Here is a 16,133-nt window from a genome sequence, read left to right as displayed (position 1 = left end):
TGTACAACTTTTATCGTTAAATCGTTAACTTTAGAATTGCAGTGGTTATAAAAAAAACTCGTAATTGGAATACGAGTTTTAAATATATTCATGAATGCATTCTAAGAATTGGGCACCATAAAGTTCAAGTTTTTTCTTCCCAACCCCTTTTACAGCTAAGAATTGTTCTGGATTTCGAGGCATTAAACTACACATATCAATTAAAGAGACATCTGAGAAAATAATAAAAGGTGGTACACCTCGTTTATCTGCTAGCTCTTTACGAATTGACTTAAGTGCTTGAAGAAGATCTGTATCTACTTCATGAACTGTTGTTCGGGTTTCTGCCTTATGCTTCTCTTTAGGTAGACGAATGCTTAAATCATTGCGATTGATAAGAAATGACTTTCCTTTTTCAGTAATTTTTAAAATATTGTATTGATCGGTAAGACGCTCAATATAATCAACATCAATTAAACCTTGAATAATAATCTCAATGCGTGACTTATCATATGAATTCATGATTCCATATGTACTGAGCTCATGAAAATCTAAATCTAAGATGCGTTGCGTTTTTGCGCCTCTTAAGACATCGATTACCAGACCTGTTCCATAACGCTCATGCATCCTTAAGATACACGACATGATTTTCTGTGCTTCCATGGTTACATTGACACTTTTGTAATAGTTTAAACAATTAAAGCACTGATTACATTGAGTTGGTGCTTTCTCATCAAAATAAGTCATTAATTTATACCGAAGGCATTGTGTTGTCTTACTGTAATCGACCATTTGAGATAAGCGATCATTGGCACGTTTTTTTACAACTGCAAGGTAGTCTTGATCATCATGACTTTCATCAAGTTGTTCAATAAAAAATTGATTCGTACGAATATCTTTACCATTAAAAAGCAAGATACACGTTGCCGCTTGGCCATCGCGACCAGCTCGACCTGCTTCTTGATAATACCCTTCCAATTCTTTAGGCATATTATGATGGATAACAAATCGAACATTGGACTTATCTATGCCCATCCCAAAGGCATTCGTTGCGACCATAACTTGGATATTCTCTTGGATGAATGCGTCTTGATTTGCAATACGTTCCGATGCATTCATACCACCATGATATCCTGCCGAAGCGATGTGATGGCTTCGAAGTAGGTTTGTAATGCTCTCAACTTCATTACGAGTTTGACAATATATAATCCCTGAATCCTTTGTATTGCGACAGTAATCTAAAATATAGTCTTTTTTATCGATATCTTTCAATTCGTTTGTTTGGAAAAACAAGTTGGGTCGATCAAACGATTGAATCGTTTCGAGTGGATTAATAAGTTTAAGATTTGTTTTAATTTCTTCACGTACGCGTTCGGTTGCGGTTGCGGTAAACGCCGTTACAACAGGACGTGGATGAACCATCTCTATAAATTTGGGTATGTCTAAGTATTGGGGTCTAAAATCATTACCCCACTGCGAAACACAATGCGCTTCATCAACCGAAACTTGAGAAATTGTGATCCCTTGAATCAACGTTTGAAATCGTTGCGTCAACAATTGTTCAGGTGCAACGTAAATTAATTTATAGTGGTTTTGAAGAGCACGCTCATAAACAAGTCTTTTCTGATTTTCATTTAATGAGCTATTGATGTATGCCGATGGAATCCCCATCAAGTTTAAAGCATTCACTTGATCTTTCATAAGTGAAATTAAGGGTGATACAACAATAGTAATCCCCTCCAGCATTACTGCTGGGACTTGATAACATAAAGATTTACCACCGCCGGTTGGCATTAACGCTAATACATCCTGACCGTTTATAATTGCATTCACGATTTCTTCTTGACCACTTCGAAATGCGTCAAATCCAAAAAAATCTTGTAGCACTTGAAATGTATTCATAATGCCTCCTTATTATATGGTAAGTAAGAGATCAAGGTGTTCTTTCTCAAATGCATCCAAAATTCTACGCGCATCATCTGTGGTTTTTGTATCCATAAGTGCTGTACGCAAATCATTAGCACCTTTAAATTCTCGAATATAAATCTTAAAGAAACGATGCAGTGGTTTTGATAGACCAGGTTCTTGTGCAGAATACAAATCATATTGATCTAAATGATAACGGAAAAGATCAAGGAGTTCCTTTGCACTATGCTCTTGCGGTTCTTTTTCAAATGCGAATGGATTATGAAAAATACCACGACCGATCATGACACCATCAACACCATAAAGATCCGCAAGTTCTTTACCCATTCTATAATCCATGATGTCACCATTAATTGTGATTAAGGTATCCGGAGCAATTTCATCACGAAGTTTTAAGATTTCAGGTATTAACTCCCAATGTGCATCAACCTTACTCATTTCCGTCTTCGTTCTAAGATGTATGGATAGATTTGAAATATCTTGACGTAGCACATGAGCAATCCATGTTTTATATTCTTGAACATCACGATGTCCTAAACGCGTTTTAACACTCACAGGAAGACCACCTGCTTTAGCCGATTGAATAATTTCAGCGGCAACTTCAGGACGTAAAATTAGCCCCGAGCCACGACCATGTTTAAAAACATTCGGTGCAGGACATCCCATATTGATATCAATACCTTGAAACCCCATCTCAGCCAAACCAATACTCATATCACGAAAATAGTCAGGATTATCACCCCAAATATGAGCAACAATCGGTTGTTCATCCTCTGTGAAAAGTAATCTTCCGCGAAGACTCTCTCGTCCTTTCGCATGGAAATAACTCTCGCTATTCGTAAATTCTGTGAAATATACATCGGGTTGTGCTGCTTTCGCAACAACATGGCGAAATACCACATCTGTTACATCTTCCATCGGTGCTAGTATAAAAAAGGGCTTTGGTAGTGCCTTCCAAAAATTTTGTGTCATGATTCTTCCTCGCTTAATATCTTACTTACTTTTTTAAGAGCCTTTGTGACTTATTGTCCCATTTTTCGTCTTTTTTTTCAATACATATAAAGTGTATAGGTATATCATTGTGTTAAAATCATACTCAGCTTCTCTAATTTATCTGTATTACATTTTCATGATACATTTGTCAATCGCCAAACAAAAACACTCCAAAACGAAGTGTTTTTGTTTGGCGATTATAACCAGACCCCACTCTGATTAAATCGGTACCATTTCCCCTGTATTTTGTGCCGTCCTGTTATCATAGCGCCTGAATCATTAAAGTAATACCATTGCTGGTTAACTTTCTTCCATCCCGTTGCCATCATTCCTGACGGTTCAAGAAAATACCACGTATTATTAATTTTTTTCCATCCTGTAGCCATCGCTCCTGAATTTTCAAGATAGTACCACTTATGATTCACTTTTTTCCAGCCTGTTGCCATCACACCTGAGTTTTCAAGGTAGTACCAATTATTGTTTATCTTTTTCCATCCCGATGCCATAGCACCCGATTCCCCAAGGTAATACCACTTATTCGATACTTTTTTCCAACCCATAACGACTAAACCGTCTTGTTCGGTAAAGTACCACTTTTTATTGACCTTATGCCAACCTAATTTCGTCCCATCTTCTATAGTTGCATAATAAAGTTTTTGATTTACATTGAAAAATCCAGTTAGTGGAAGTCCGTCTTGATTGAAGTAGTAATTCTTCTGATCGATTTTTTTCCATGTGTTTTTAATCAAAACTTTTGGTTTTTCTGGTAATACTGATTTGTCAGGTGCTACTGGTTTAACAGGTGCACCTGGTTTTTTAGTTTGGTTCTTATATTCCTGGATTGCGAGTTCAATGCGTTGAAGTCGTCTATCGGATACAAAAGACACACCCGAAATATCACCTTGAGGCCATGTTTTGAATATATCTTCTGCAAGGTGTTTTTGAACGGATGCAACATTAGGATAAAGCTTTGCTAAGCTTAACGCTTTTCGTGCTGAATACTCTAACGAAACATAGTCCATGTGTTGCATTACTTTTTGTGAAATATATGATTCAACATCTTCAACACGTTTTTGCTTTTCCAATTCCTTCAACATTGCTTCTTTTGGTATACGCATTGATTGATATTGTTTCCAAAAAGGTTTATACCCTTGATAGAATGCAGTATCGGGTAACGGTTTAAGATCGTGATCCATTGCATCAATCATGGCGTATAAACGATCGATTTTGGTTTTCGCTTTCGCTTTCGCATTACCAAGGAGTGTTTCAGGAGCTTTTAAACGTGCCTTTTCATTCGCTTCTTGTGCTCGTTTGAAAACACTTTGCAGCATGTATTCATTTTTATCATCGTATGCAGATTCCATCTCATCATCATAGTGATTTTTCTCGCTTTGAGATAAGAATTTCATTTTGAAAAGTTCTTCACGAAGTTTTAAAAACACATCCGCCATTAAAGAATTCTTCTTATCAAGTGCTTGTAATTCCTCGCGATATTTATCTAGTTCTTCAAGTGGCGCACTTTGAATTAAACTAATGTAGTTTTCTTTAACGCTACTTGGAATAAAAAAGAACTTACCACGAATTTCCTCTGTAAGCGTCTCAATCGCTTTTAAACGATTTTCTCGAACTCTACGTTCTTCAAATGGTTTTTTCAATTCCACAATCTTGGCCGCTTGCTGTTCTACCGGAAGTTTTTTAATCTGATTAATATAACGATTAACACGTTCTTCCGTCATCCCTTCAAATGAGTATAAGTAAGCTTTAAACATTACTAATGCTCGTTCTGGTGTCAATTCAGAGTAGTATTTCAAATCTTGTTCTGCTTGTGTTAGTTCTTGAGCATTAATAAGTGTTGTTTTACTCATTAAAACCGTAAAACCAATACAAGTACATATCATACACTTTAAAAATTGTGATATGTATTTTGATTTATGTGTCATGCTATTCATCCCCTTTGTTCTATTTTGAAACATAATGTTGTTTTTTGATATGTTTCTGAATTAAAAATAAAATAAAATCTCGGTCATGTAAAGATTTTTTTTCGTTTTGAGCTGCTTTAAGGGCTCTATTAAGATTTCTTAAGATTTGTGAGTACATTCTAACGTTAATCTCTACTTTTAACGCAATGCATTGTGTTAAAAATGATACCGGTATCATTTTTAACGAGAAATGCTTGACAAGGTACTTTTTCTCATGTATTTTGATAATGTAAATGAATGTTCACATGTTACTATTTAATTAGGCAGGGTGATTACAAAACACAGTTTTTGTAATTGTCCTGTCTTTTTTATATGAAGGGAGGAAATCAGTATGGTGAACATTAACTATAAGGAGGAAATAATGAAACACTTGAAGAAGCAATTCGTAATCTTAGCATTAAGTTTTGGATTAGCATTAGCCGGTTTTGGCAATAAGGTTTATGCGGATGAACCCACCGAAGTCCCTTTAAGCATTCTTTCGATCGATGCCGGTCGTAAATACTTCTCTGAAGAACAATTGATGACCATCATCAATCAAGCACATCAAAATGGTTATACAGGGGTACAAATACTTCTTGGAAATGATGGTCTACGCTTTGTCTTGGATGATATGTCCATGAATGTACAGGGGAAAACATTCGAAAGCGATGCAGTTAAGAAAGCTATCACAGCTGGAAATAAAAGATATTATAATGACCCTAACGGCGATGTGTTAACTGAAACCGAAATGACTCGTATCTTAAATCACGCAAAAAGCATCGGAATTGATATAATTCCTGTTATCAACAGCCCTGGTCACATGGATGCGATCCTTGTAGCGATGGAAGAACTCGGTTTAACAAACGTACGTTACCAAAACAGCGGAAAAACATCAGAACGTACGGTTAATATTGAAAATAAAGAAGCTATCGCTTTTGTACAGGCATTAACTAAAAAGTATGTTGATTTCTTTGGAAATGCGGGTGCGTCATCCATCTTCAACTTTGGTGCTGATGAATATGCAAACGACGTCTTCACATCACCAGGATGGGGTGAGCTTCAGAAAAAAGGACTTTATGATGACTTTATCGAGTATGCAAATACTTTAGCTAAAATCATTAAAGATGCCGGTATGAAACCCATGAGTTTTAACGATGGAATCTACTACAACAGTAGCGACAAAGACGGTACCTTTGATCCAGACATTATTATTTCTTACTGGACCTCAGGATGGTGGGGATTTAATGTCGCAAAACCTGAATACTTTGCATCAAAAGGACACCCAATTCTCAATACCAATGATGGTTGGTACTGGGTTTTAGGACGTATCGATAAAGATGGTTATAACCTTAATGATGCCCTAAAACGAACACATAACAACGATTTTAATGTACTAGCCGGGGGCAGTAAAATTACGTCTATTGGAAGCATGCAAGCCATTTGGGCTGATGATCCTTCACAAGATCATGGTATGAATCATATTATGGAACTTATGTCTGCATTTGCGACACGTCATGCAGACAAACTGGTTAAACCTGCCGATTATTCAGATCTCGATTACACTCTAAAAGCAATCCCTAAAAATCTTGATCTTTATTCTGATGAATCCGTAGCGAAGCTTCATGACCTTGTTGACTCAATTGTCCGCTCCTACCGCATTCCTGAGCAAAATAAAGTGGATGAAAAAAACAATCAGCTTGCAGAAGCTATCAAAAATCTGCAATTAAAAATGGCCGATTACTCAAAACTTAATGAATTAAAAGAGCGGGTCGCAAAATTAAAAGCAGATGATTATGAAAATTATGAAGTAATCACTGATGCACTCACACTCATTGAAGACAATCGTAACATCACTCAACAAACCGATGTCGACGAATGGGTTATAACTTTAGAAAAGGCACTTCATTCCTTAAAATTCTGTAATGATGAACCAAGTGTTCCAACACCTAAAGAAGATAACACAGTGACACCTGACAAAAAAACAGATGATAAACCCACGTTACCATCTGAGACCCCATCAACTCCAATTCAAACAATTACCGCAACACTTCCAAATACAGGAATCCAAAGTAATCTTACAACGAAACTTATGGGTAGTATTGTGTTGCTTGGGGGAGCCCTTCTATTAAAACGTAAATCTTAATCATTCAAATTCCAGATTGAAAAAGACACACATAACCTGTGGAGTTGTCAAACAAAAGTAGACATTAATAATAGACTAGAAACCCTTATCCATTTTATATTGGATAGGGGTTTTGTAATTTAAACAGTAAGCGGATCTTTCAAAATTAAAATAATGTACATATTCTTCGATAAAATTTTCAAAGTTATCTACGGACCAGTATTGATAATCACACGCCATTTCTGCTTTAATCCATCCATTTAATGATTCGATAATTGGATTATCTGTTGGTGTTCCAGTTCGCGACATGATCCAACTATGTTATAATTTTCATGCGCTTTAGCGAAAGCTTTAGAGTGGTAGACAGCTCCTTGATCTGTGTGAAGAATCGTGGGAGCTGCTTTTTTATTATCTTTAAGTAGGGCAAGGATATCCTCAAGACACTTATAGTAAGGCTTAAGATCACCAGTTGTACGCGATAATGCAGAACCTATAATTTCATTGTTGAAGGTATCAACCATTAAAGTCCATTCATAATTAATCCCTTTGTTTCGAATATGTGTCATATCTGAAACAATAATTTCTAAAGGTTGTGTTGCCTTCCATTGATTCTTTATAATATTGGGATAAATTCGACTTTGTGTTCCAGATTTTTTATAGGAATAGTGTTTAACTTTTGATTTAATACTTAAAAACTTGCAGCACTTGTGGATTAAGTTATCGGAAAATTCGATCCCTAAATCACTTTGCTTTCTCATGACTGCAGCGATATCATGGTAACCATAACTTGGAAAACGGCGGTGCCAGTCTTTAATCACAAAGCTAAGAATCGCTCTTTTTTGTTCATAAATATTGAGATCATCCTTATGCTTTAACCACTTGTAATAACCAGATCGGTTCAAATTCATAAATCTAAGAATGAACGTAATCGGATGTTTAAAAGATAAATCATGTGCTATTTGGAATTCTTGTCTTTTAAAGTAACGAACTCCTTGTTTACACCAACTCCTTTCACCTGGTACCCTTTTTTTAATCGTGCAATCTCAATATCTCGTTTTAGAATTTCGAGTTGAAGTCGTTCGATCTCAGTTAATGATTTACTCGTATGAAGCGCAGAAAAATGATTTCCTGTCTTTTTCTTGTTTTTTAAACCCTCTTTACCATCGCGCATGAATCGATCAATCCACCCATTAATCGTTCCTTTAGGACTTGTGATAGTTTCGCAGCACGTATATGTTCATCAACATGACGTGTAACGACTTTAATGCGATCCTCAAAAGTCCATTTATCATTTAATCCACCTTTGGGTCTTCCCATCATTAATACCTCCATTTTATCGTTGATTTAATTATTACACAAAAAAAGTAGACAAGTCTTTTTTACTTGTCTACTTTTAGTTTACTACTCCACATAACCTGTGTGTCTTTTCTTGTTTACATATTACCTTATCTTATTTTTTTCTTAAAAACACAACAATTCCTGTAGCCAAAATAATAAATCCGCCAAAGTTTCTACCCTGACCTGTTAATGGTAATTCATTGATCCATTCATCTTGCTTAGTAACTTTAGGGTCACGTTCTTTTTGTGGCGTGCTTATTCCGGGTTCCTTTGGAACATCAAGTATCTCTGGTTCCTCTGGTACTTCAGGTATTTCCGGTTCTTCTGGAACATCGGGTATTCCGGGTTCCTCTGGAACTTCAGGTATCCCCGGTTCCTCTGGTACTTCAGGTATCTCCGGTTCTTCTGGAACATCGGGTATCCCCGGTTCCTCTGGTACTTCAGGTATCTCCGGTTCCTCTGGTACTTCAGGTATTTCCGGTTCTTCTGGAACATCGGGTATCCCCGGTTCTTCTGGAACATCGGGTATTTCCGGTTCTTCTGGAACATCGGGTATTTCCGGTTCTTTAGGCTCCTCGGGTACACTTGGATCATTCGGAATAATCGGTTTTGAAGGAATTATTGGACTATTTGCGGGATGAAAGTGTGCTTCAGACTTACTCCAAAAGTTATTAGCGATTACCGCTCCAGCAAAATGGCCTACAAAACTGTACACATCCGATGATGGCGCAATTACATGGCCAAAATGTGGTGCTGAATAAGGTTTCCCAATGGATACTATTTCCGCTTCTGGAATGTTAATCACAAAGTTATTGTTGTCACCATTCTCGTTTGAGTTGGTCTGACTCCCATTCATGTCTACGGTCATGGGGATATTAACAGATTCCGTTCCCTCTATATGCAAGACAGTTGGAATGTCCGATGTAAGATTGAAATCCAATTGAATCCTTTCAATGACATTAATTTCCTCTGCTCGCATAACAACCTGATCACCGCCCTTAAGAATCAGGGTACCATTGACTATCTCAGGTTTTTCCGCATGTTCTTTCGACCGTTTTAAGGCACTCAGTGAGTCCGAACGGAATTGCTTTTGAATTGAATCAAAATCCAAGTGGTTATCCGTTACAATAACTTCCTTACTTGGCTTCAATTTGTTTTTATTCAAAAAATACGTTCCATTCACATGGTAATTTGAATTCGTTTCGGATACGTGATTCGCACTACCAAGATAAATGCTATTCAATAATACAGAATCTTGCGGTTCAATATTTCCTGGATTGATTTTTCCTTTAATATAACTGGATGTGCCTCCATGTATTTGACTAAAAGCGATATGAGCTTTGGGATTTAATTCCACATCATACGCATCACTTATATGCGTCACGTGTGTTAAATCACCTTGTGCCACCACCGGTCCCACGATATGTACTCCTGATGCAATTCCAAAACTGAAAATATTATAGTTTTGAAGTACTTGATCAAGTTCCCAAGTGTTTGTCAGATCGTCCGCATAAACGAATGGATTACTAAATGTAATCACCATCATAAAACTTAACACGATACTACTAAAAAATCGTTTCATTACAGCCTCCTACTATAGAAACATCAACACTTTAATCTTTAAAGGTCGCGTCTCTATAGCCTAGTATACCTACATATAATCACACAGTGTGTAATCTGTGTAAGAAATAGTTGATATAAGTATCACAATACGATTCCAATCGATATAAAGCCGTTAAGTTGTGGTCTGAAACATCACCAATCTGTTTTCACTTAGGCTTCTAATGAAATATTTCGAATAACATCCCAACTAATCACGTTATTTTCTACATAAAGATACATGTGATCTGAGTAACCGGTAAATGAACCTGTAATGGTATCAATGAGATGATTGTTTTCATCACGAATGTTGACTTGAATGCTGATGCGGAAGGATTTAGTAAAAGCATGTTGGAGCACAAGATCCATTTCTTCTCGCGTCATTTGTGGAAGTTCAATGACTTCCTTTGTCGCATGAATCTGTCCTTCATTGATTGTTTTTGTAAGTTCTGATAACGCAAATGCGGTTCCCCATTTCAAACCAAAGGGACGATCATGGTAGTCGTTATAATTTGTAAATGTTTTTTTTGTCCGTTTCCGTGTCATCATCACTACCTCGACTTTCAATGCCTTCCATACCGCCTGCATGTCCACCCACTAAAGAGCTTCTCGCAATAGCACGACCCCCTTGTGTCAAACTGCTCGCATACACAAGTTTGGTGAAGCCGAACTTAGTCCGAACATCATCAACCACTTGATCCAGTTTTCGATCACGATCAACGTTTTCGAGGGGCTCAAATAGATTGAGTTGATCCTGGGTTGGGCTTTCAAGTTGGGTGCAATTTATTCCTAAATTTCGTACCACCTGAACATCATAGTATTGTTCGAAAATTTTAAGAAGAGCTTCCGCGATTCGTGCACTGTTGTTGGTTGCTTCGATTTTCACTTGTTTACTGAATCCAGTTTTGCCGGTTTCATCAATATAACTTAGTGAATACCCAATCCATAACCCTATGCACTTGGTATATTTGTTTTCTTTACGGAGTCGCGTAGCGACTCGATCAGCCATTTCTCGAATGACCACGATAATTTCGTTTTTGTTGGTATAATCACGATTTAATACTTGAGAGTTCCCAATCGATTTTGATTTAGGTGTGTACACTTCACCTAAAAAGGTTCGATCGATGCCCCATGCATGCGCATAAAGTTGCAAGCCAATCACACCCATTTCCTTCTTAAGATGTTGATAGTTTGCATGAGCAAGTTCATTGATGGTATTAATTCCCATACGTTTAAGTCGAAGCGCAGTACGACTTCCAATACCCCAAAAATCTGTAATTGTTTCAATATTCCACAGTTTCGTTGCGACATCTTCATAACGCCATTCTGCTTTCATGTCACGGGTATGCTTTGCTTCATTATCTAAAGCCAGTTTCGCAAGTAATGGGTTATCCCCAATCCCAACAGTCGTATAAATTCCAGTATCTTTATAAACGTGCGTTTGAATTATTTTCGCAAGTTCATAAGCAGTTTCGCAGTTAAAATATGATAACGAATCTGTCACATCTAGAAATGTTTCGTCTACGGAATACGTCGAAACATTTTGATCATCAACATAACATCGGAAAATTTCATTAATTTGACGATGAACGGTCATGTAGAGATTCATTCTGGGTGGTGCAATCACGAGCTCTTGGGGATATGGAAACGGCAAATCCCGAGCACGACTTACATTGCTAATACCAAAAGCTTTTTTTGCCATCGGACTTGAAGCAAGTATGAGCCCACTTCCCCGTTCGTTGACACTTTCACTGGGATAGCTCATAACAACTAATTTCGTTTTTAATGGATTTAAACCCCGTGCAACGGCTTCACATGAAGCATAAAAACTCTTACAATCAATGCATAATATATCCCGTGAGGGTTCTTTCTCATAATCAAAGATCATATTCATGCAAACCACCTCCTTACTGCAATTATAACGCGAGTAGACGACATTATCTGTCGGCTAATTTAATTTTTCTAAGTAAATGACATTGTCTGCTTGTGCAATCAAATCAGGATCATGTGTTACAATCACTAATGTTTTCCCAAGCTTCTGTAATGTTTTTAAGAGATCGAAAATAAGATATTTATTTGCTTCATCCAAACTTCCCGTAGGCTCATCTGCGAGAATCAAATCACAGGGTTTAAGCAACAGGCGTGCAATCGCAATCCGTTGTTGCTCTCCCCCGGAACATTGGTAGACATATTGATCCAGAATATTGGGTAGCCCAACTTGTTTTAATGCATCAATCATAGCGTCTTTCGAATATTTAAACCCTTCCATCGCTATTTTCAAATTGTATTCAACCGTTTTCTCAGGAACGAGTGCAAAGTTTTGAAATAAGTATCCGATGTGTTTCCGTAACATCGCAGAAGCACTTCGTGAAAATGGTTTAAGATTACGTTGAGCGAGAAGGGTTACATCCCCAGAATCTGGTACATCCAAAAGCCCCATAATATTTAACAATGTGCTTTTTCCAGAACCTGAAGGTCCAGCAATAACGGTAAAACTGTTTTGAGGAATCTCAAGGGAATAATCTTTGAGAATCACACGGTTGCCAAACGTTTTCGTAATGTTCTTAATTTGAATCATCCTAAATCTCCTTTCAAGAAATATAACATATGGTCTTTTTCAAATTTCCGAATTTGGTATATCATCCAAATTAAGTCCGTAAAAATCACGATAAGTGATAATACGCTTAGACTTCGCAGGGAAATTCCTGGTTTCACTTCTAAAGCCGTCCTAGCACGATGAATCACAATAAAACCATATCCAAGCACTACAGACATCATATTCCATATTACTAGCTTTCCATAGCGTTCAAAACGATGTTTCCCCTGTAAATATTGGACCGAGACTTCCATACCTTTTAGATCGATAAACATTTCAAATATTAACATTGAAAATAAGATCATCAGTGATACGGTAGCACCGAACATTGCGTAAAACTTGAATTGCTGTTGTTTATACATAATCATCGTCGTTTCGTACGCATCTTCCAATTTTGTGATTTCCGGAATATCGCTCCACTTAGAAATCGCTTCAACTACAGAGTCAAACGATGCTTGATTGGATTTATAAGCAAACACTGAACCACTACCAATCCATTCCACAAACAATGAGTCGGGTGTAACCACAATTAGAATGGGCGCATTATCACGGATACTTTTTTGAGTGTTATTGTAACTTATGGCCGCGACAGTAGGCGTTTTGCGAACCGGAATGGTATCCACTTCAAAATGCGGAATGGGCATATCACTGCCTTCTGGTACAAGTAATGTGTTCATTTCGAATCTCCTTACATCAAGTTTTTGACCATCACGGGTCATGATTGATTCATTCAGCAACGCATTTCGATTCGTAATGATATATCCAAGGTTGTCATGTCGATCCATCATTGCTTCACTGTTGATATAGGATAAACCATAGCGTTCCACCAGTTCAAAGACCCTTACATTAAACATATCTGTTTCAACTGAGGTCGTATCATAACCATAATTAAGCGAACTTATCATGCTTCCCGATTGTAGTTCAGGTTTACTGGAAACAACATTTTGATAATGACGAATGTTTTGATATCCATCATAAATGCCAACCAAAGGCATAAGTAAGATGACTACCGCAACGATTTTGAAACTTGGAATTACAATTTGCATAATCTTAGATTTTGTCCGTTTCTTTAAGAATATACTTTTCACGGTAACAAGTTGAAATAAGAAAAATAAAACGGTTGTGATGATGACAAAGCCGATGTAAATTACCGTGAGCACGCCTAAATTACGCAAATACCGTAACGAAACGGCATTAAGAAACCCCATGGAATAGAGACTTAATCCGATCAATGTCCCCATAAACAATCCCATAGAAGCCATCACAGGTTTCATAGAAATCCGCTTAAAAATAAGCGTTGCGCGATTTCCATGAAGATGACGAATGGTAATTTCACGATTCTGTTCCATATTAGTCATCATAAGAATGGTAAATAAGGTACCAATCGTTAGCATTAATAAGGAATTGGGAAATTCAAGTGGATTTGTGAAAGCATTCAGTTCCATGAGTTGATCAAGAACCTGGACTCCAGTATTCTCATCGGTAATAAGCATGCCACAATAATAATTATCACTCACATCTGAACATAAAAAATGTGGTAACAGAAAATCATTGTATAACTCAGTTTTAAACTGAGTTAAGCTTTCCGGTTGCACAAATACTTCCAGTCCGACAATTAAGTTTTCGGTCTTATTTTCTGTCTTATTCAAAAAGTGAAGCGGATAATAGTTAATCTCTGGATTGTATGAATCACTTTTAGGTGGTTTATCATTTCGATTAAACGGTAGTACGTATGCATACGCGTCGCTTTGAAGCGTACTGTTTGAAATAAATCGATATTCTTCTTGTGATTTAAAATTAAGTTCATCAATTCCTTTACTTAGTTTTAAATGATTCCACGCCTCACTTTGATCGGTATAAACATAGAAATTCTTGGTATAACGATCTTGAATGTTAACCACGGCGTCGTAATCGTGATTTTGTAAGAACGTTATCAGCGCCTTAAGAAACGATGCTTGATCTCCTTGAAACCGTTCCATACTCAAACTCATCGTTACCGTTTGGATTGATTGGTTAAGTTGTTCTTGTTTATAGAGCGTGCTTTGACTTGCTTTATAACCCCGATCGAACTGTGTAAAAGTAATACTAAACAAAAGTAATGCCGTCAAAATTGTGAAAATTGAACCCAATTTCCGCATACAATCCCCCCTTTAATTTGTGAAAAAACACAGGTTTATGACACTGTGTTTTTTCATCTAAAAAATCCTTTTTAACGCTTATCGCGGATGAATCATCGATTCTGGTTTTAAAGCTTCATCCACTTCAGCTTCACTCATCAAACCTTGTTCAAGCACCAAGGTCTTTAACGATTTATTTTCTTTAAGAGCCTGTTTGGTAATTTCCGAAACTTTCTCATACCCTAAATACTTCACAAGTGCTGTTGCCATCGCAAGAGAGTGTTCCACATAATCTTGAATGCGATGTTCATTGACCTTAATGTCTTGAATCGCGTGGATGCGTAAGGTTGCGCATGCATGCCGTAATATCTCAAGCGATTCAAACAGGTTATCGAATAAAACAGGTTCAAAGACATTTAATTCCATTTGTCCTGCTTCAGCCGCAAGAGTAACGGTTGCATCATTACCAATCACTTGAAAACATACTTGATTCACAACTTCGGGAATTACTGGATTAACTTTACCCGGCATTATTGAACTTCCTGGTTGTTTTTCTGGTAAAAATATCTCATTAAATCCTACCTTGGGTCCTGAAGCCATCATGCGTATATCATTACAAATTCGCGATAATCCTACTGCAAATGTTTTTAAAGATCCATGTACGTTCGCAAAACCATCCACATGTTTGGTTGCATCAACTAAATCTTCTGCACTCACAAAGGATTTACCCGTTATACGACTTAAATGCGTTACAGCATGTTCACGATATCCTTCTACTGAATTGATACCTGTACCCACCGCAGTAGCACCTAAATTAATAACTTGCATTTCACTGAGTGACTGCTTTAAACGTTGAATATCACGACGCACTACCGACTCATAACTATGGAAGACTTGACCCATTGATATGAGGACTGCATCTTGTAGATGGGTGCGTCCAACTTTGATGATGTTACTAAATTCAAGGGCTTTCGCATGAAATGTATCAGCAAGAAAGGTCATTTCTTCGACAAGTAACAGTCCTAAATTTAAGACGGTTAGTTTTCCTGCCGTAGGAATAATATCGTTTGTGGATTGCGCCCGATTTACGTGATCGTTTGGGTGAATGTAGTCGTAGACACCAATGGGTCTATTTAATATTTGAGCTGCCCGATTTGCGATAATTTCATTCACATTCATATTCATGGACGTTCCTGCACCACCTTGAATTGCATCAGTAATAAAGGCTTCTTTGTACTTACCACTGATAATCTCATCACACGCGAAAACAATCGCATCACAGCGGGGGCCATCCAATTCCCCCACCGATTTATTCGCAAGGGCACAGGCTTTTTTTACCTGTGCTAATGCTAGGTACATCATATCATTAACGTGTCTTCCTGTAATCTGAAAATTTTGGAGTGCACGTACTGTTTGCGCACCATATAAAGCATCTTTTGGAACCTTAACACTGCCTAATGAATCATATTCAATCCGAACATTTTGGTTTTTCATACCGATCTCCA

The 16,133-nt window shown here is 37.3% G+C and carries 14 protein-coding genes; 1 reads left to right on the top strand and 13 read right to left on the bottom strand.

From position 1 onward, the window contains the following. Window positions 1-78 precede the first annotated feature (78 nt). The 3 genes from recQ to LLS04_RS06940 form a co-directional block, all read right to left on the bottom strand. The gene (gene recQ, locus LLS04_RS06950) at window positions 79-1,881 is read right to left on the bottom strand and encodes a DNA helicase RecQ (RefSeq protein WP_323610986.1); all 1,803 of its coding nucleotides are present in this window, start codon (window positions 1,879-1,881) and stop codon (window positions 79-81) included. Between the two features lie 12 nt (window positions 1,882-1,893). Beyond that, window positions 1,894-2,877 carry a tRNA dihydrouridine synthase gene (locus LLS04_RS06945; RefSeq protein WP_323610985.1) on the bottom strand — a complete coding sequence of 328 codons (984 nt, stop codon included), beginning with the start codon at window positions 2,875-2,877 and terminating at the stop codon, window positions 1,894-1,896. Between the two features lie 218 nt (window positions 2,878-3,095). Further along, window positions 3,096-4,838 (bottom strand): N-acetylmuramoyl-L-alanine amidase family protein, encoded by a 1,743-nt coding sequence (locus LLS04_RS06940; RefSeq protein ID WP_323610984.1) that lies wholly within the window; start codon window positions 4,836-4,838, stop codon window positions 3,096-3,098. 400 nt (window positions 4,839-5,238) lie between these two features. Between LLS04_RS06940 and LLS04_RS06935 the strand changes: the two genes are divergently transcribed. Next, window positions 5,239-6,999 carry a family 20 glycosylhydrolase gene (locus tag LLS04_RS06935; protein ID WP_323610983.1) on the top strand — a complete coding sequence of 587 codons (1,761 nt, stop codon included), beginning with the start codon at window positions 5,239-5,241 and terminating at the stop codon, window positions 6,997-6,999. A gap of 75 nt (window positions 7,000-7,074) precedes the next feature. Here LLS04_RS06935 and LLS04_RS06930 read toward each other — a convergent pair whose 3' ends face one another. The 10 genes from LLS04_RS06930 to LLS04_RS06885 all read right to left on the bottom strand — a co-directional run bounded on the left by LLS04_RS06930 (window position 7,075) and on the right by LLS04_RS06885 (window position 16,122). Next, window positions 7,075-7,287, bottom strand: coding sequence for an IS3 family transposase (locus LLS04_RS06930; RefSeq protein ID WP_323610981.1), 213 nt, complete (start codon window positions 7,285-7,287; stop codon window positions 7,075-7,077). Beyond that, window positions 7,239-7,886, bottom strand: coding sequence for a DDE-type integrase/transposase/recombinase (locus LLS04_RS06925; protein ID WP_323610980.1), 648 nt, complete (start codon window positions 7,884-7,886; stop codon window positions 7,239-7,241). Before LLS04_RS06925 ends, LLS04_RS06930 begins: the two co-directional genes overlap by 49 nt. A gap of 47 nt (window positions 7,887-7,933) precedes the next feature. After that, window positions 7,934-8,149: an ArsR family transcriptional regulator gene (locus tag LLS04_RS06920; protein ID WP_125164248.1), complete on the bottom strand. Its 216-nt coding sequence runs from the start codon at window positions 8,147-8,149 to the stop codon at window positions 7,934-7,936. Further along, on the bottom strand, window positions 8,125-8,298 hold the full coding sequence (locus LLS04_RS06915) for a hypothetical protein (protein ID WP_323610979.1): 174 nt from the start codon (window positions 8,296-8,298) through the stop codon (window positions 8,125-8,127). Before LLS04_RS06915 ends, LLS04_RS06920 begins: the two co-directional genes overlap by 25 nt. 130 nt (window positions 8,299-8,428) lie before the next feature. Continuing rightward, the gene (locus LLS04_RS06910; protein WP_323610978.1) at window positions 8,429-9,898 is read right to left on the bottom strand and encodes a collagen-binding domain-containing protein; all 1,470 of its coding nucleotides are present in this window, start codon (window positions 9,896-9,898) and stop codon (window positions 8,429-8,431) included. 191 nt (window positions 9,899-10,089) lie between these two features. Continuing rightward, window positions 10,090-10,464 carry a hypothetical protein gene (locus LLS04_RS06905; protein ID WP_323610977.1) on the bottom strand — a complete coding sequence of 125 codons (375 nt, stop codon included), beginning with the start codon at window positions 10,462-10,464 and terminating at the stop codon, window positions 10,090-10,092. Continuing rightward, on the bottom strand, window positions 10,421-11,809 hold the full coding sequence (locus LLS04_RS06900) for a Y-family DNA polymerase (RefSeq protein ID WP_323610976.1): 1,389 nt from the start codon (window positions 11,807-11,809) through the stop codon (window positions 10,421-10,423). The genes LLS04_RS06905 and LLS04_RS06900 overlap by 44 nt, the downstream gene beginning before the upstream one ends. A gap of 54 nt (window positions 11,810-11,863) precedes the next feature. Next, window positions 11,864-12,493: an ATP-binding cassette domain-containing protein gene (locus tag LLS04_RS06895; RefSeq protein WP_323610975.1), complete on the bottom strand. Its 630-nt coding sequence runs from the start codon at window positions 12,491-12,493 to the stop codon at window positions 11,864-11,866. Continuing rightward, a complete protein-coding gene (locus LLS04_RS06890; protein WP_323610974.1) occupies window positions 12,490-14,649 on the bottom strand; it encodes a hypothetical protein in 2,160 nt (719 codons plus the stop codon). Before LLS04_RS06890 ends, LLS04_RS06895 begins: the two co-directional genes overlap by 4 nt. A gap of 78 nt (window positions 14,650-14,727) precedes the next feature. After that, window positions 14,728-16,122 carry an aspartate ammonia-lyase gene (locus LLS04_RS06885; RefSeq protein WP_323610973.1) on the bottom strand — a complete coding sequence of 465 codons (1,395 nt, stop codon included), beginning with the start codon at window positions 16,120-16,122 and terminating at the stop codon, window positions 14,728-14,730. Window positions 16,123-16,133: the final 11 nt, after the last annotated feature.

It is taken from the genome of Erysipelothrix enhydrae (assembly GCF_035066605.1).
In the GTDB taxonomy this organism is placed as follows: Bacteria; Bacillota_I; Bacilli_A; order Erysipelotrichales; family Erysipelotrichaceae; genus Erysipelothrix; species Erysipelothrix amsterdamensis.
This window is presented reverse-complemented; position numbering and strand designations above follow the sequence as displayed.

Bases quoted from the DNA above. Each gene is read 5' to 3' on its own strand.
- LLS04_RS06925 (WP_323610980.1), bottom strand. From the start codon at position 7,886: ATGAATTTGAACCGATCTGGTTATTACAAGTGGTTAAAGCATAAGGAT.
- LLS04_RS06910 (WP_323610978.1), bottom strand. From the start codon at position 9,898: ATGAAACGATTTTTTAGTAGTATCGTGTTAAGTTTTATGATGGTGATT.
- LLS04_RS06890 (WP_323610974.1), bottom strand. From the start codon at position 14,649: ATGCGGAAATTGGGTTCAATTTTCACAATTTTGACGGCATTACTTTTG.
- LLS04_RS06945 (WP_323610985.1), bottom strand. From the start codon at position 2,877: ATGACACAAAATTTTTGGAAGGCACTACCAAAGCCCTTTTTTATACTA.
- LLS04_RS06885 (WP_323610973.1), bottom strand. From the start codon at position 16,122: ATGAAAAACCAAAATGTTCGGATTGAATATGATTCATTAGGCAGTGTT.
- LLS04_RS06930 (WP_323610981.1), bottom strand. From the start codon at position 7,287: ATGTCGCGAACTGGAACACCAACAGATAATCCAATTATCGAATCATTA.
- LLS04_RS06940 (WP_323610984.1), bottom strand. From the start codon at position 4,838: ATGACACATAAATCAAAATACATATCACAATTTTTAAAGTGTATGATA.
- LLS04_RS06935 (WP_323610983.1), top strand. From the start codon at position 5,239: ATGAAACACTTGAAGAAGCAATTCGTAATCTTAGCATTAAGTTTTGGA.
- LLS04_RS06905 (WP_323610977.1), bottom strand. From the start codon at position 10,464: ATGATGACACGGAAACGGACAAAAAAAACATTTACAAATTATAACGAC.
- LLS04_RS06915 (WP_323610979.1), bottom strand. From the start codon at position 8,298: ATGATGGGAAGACCCAAAGGTGGATTAAATGATAAATGGACTTTTGAG.
- LLS04_RS06900 (WP_323610976.1), bottom strand. From the start codon at position 11,809: ATGAATATGATCTTTGATTATGAGAAAGAACCCTCACGGGATATATTA.
- recQ (WP_323610986.1), bottom strand. From the start codon at position 1,881: ATGAATACATTTCAAGTGCTACAAGATTTTTTTGGATTTGACGCATTT.
- LLS04_RS06895 (WP_323610975.1), bottom strand. From the start codon at position 12,493: ATGATTCAAATTAAGAACATTACGAAAACGTTTGGCAACCGTGTGATT.
- LLS04_RS06920 (WP_125164248.1), bottom strand. From the start codon at position 8,149: ATGCGCGATGGTAAAGAGGGTTTAAAAAACAAGAAAAAGACAGGAAAT.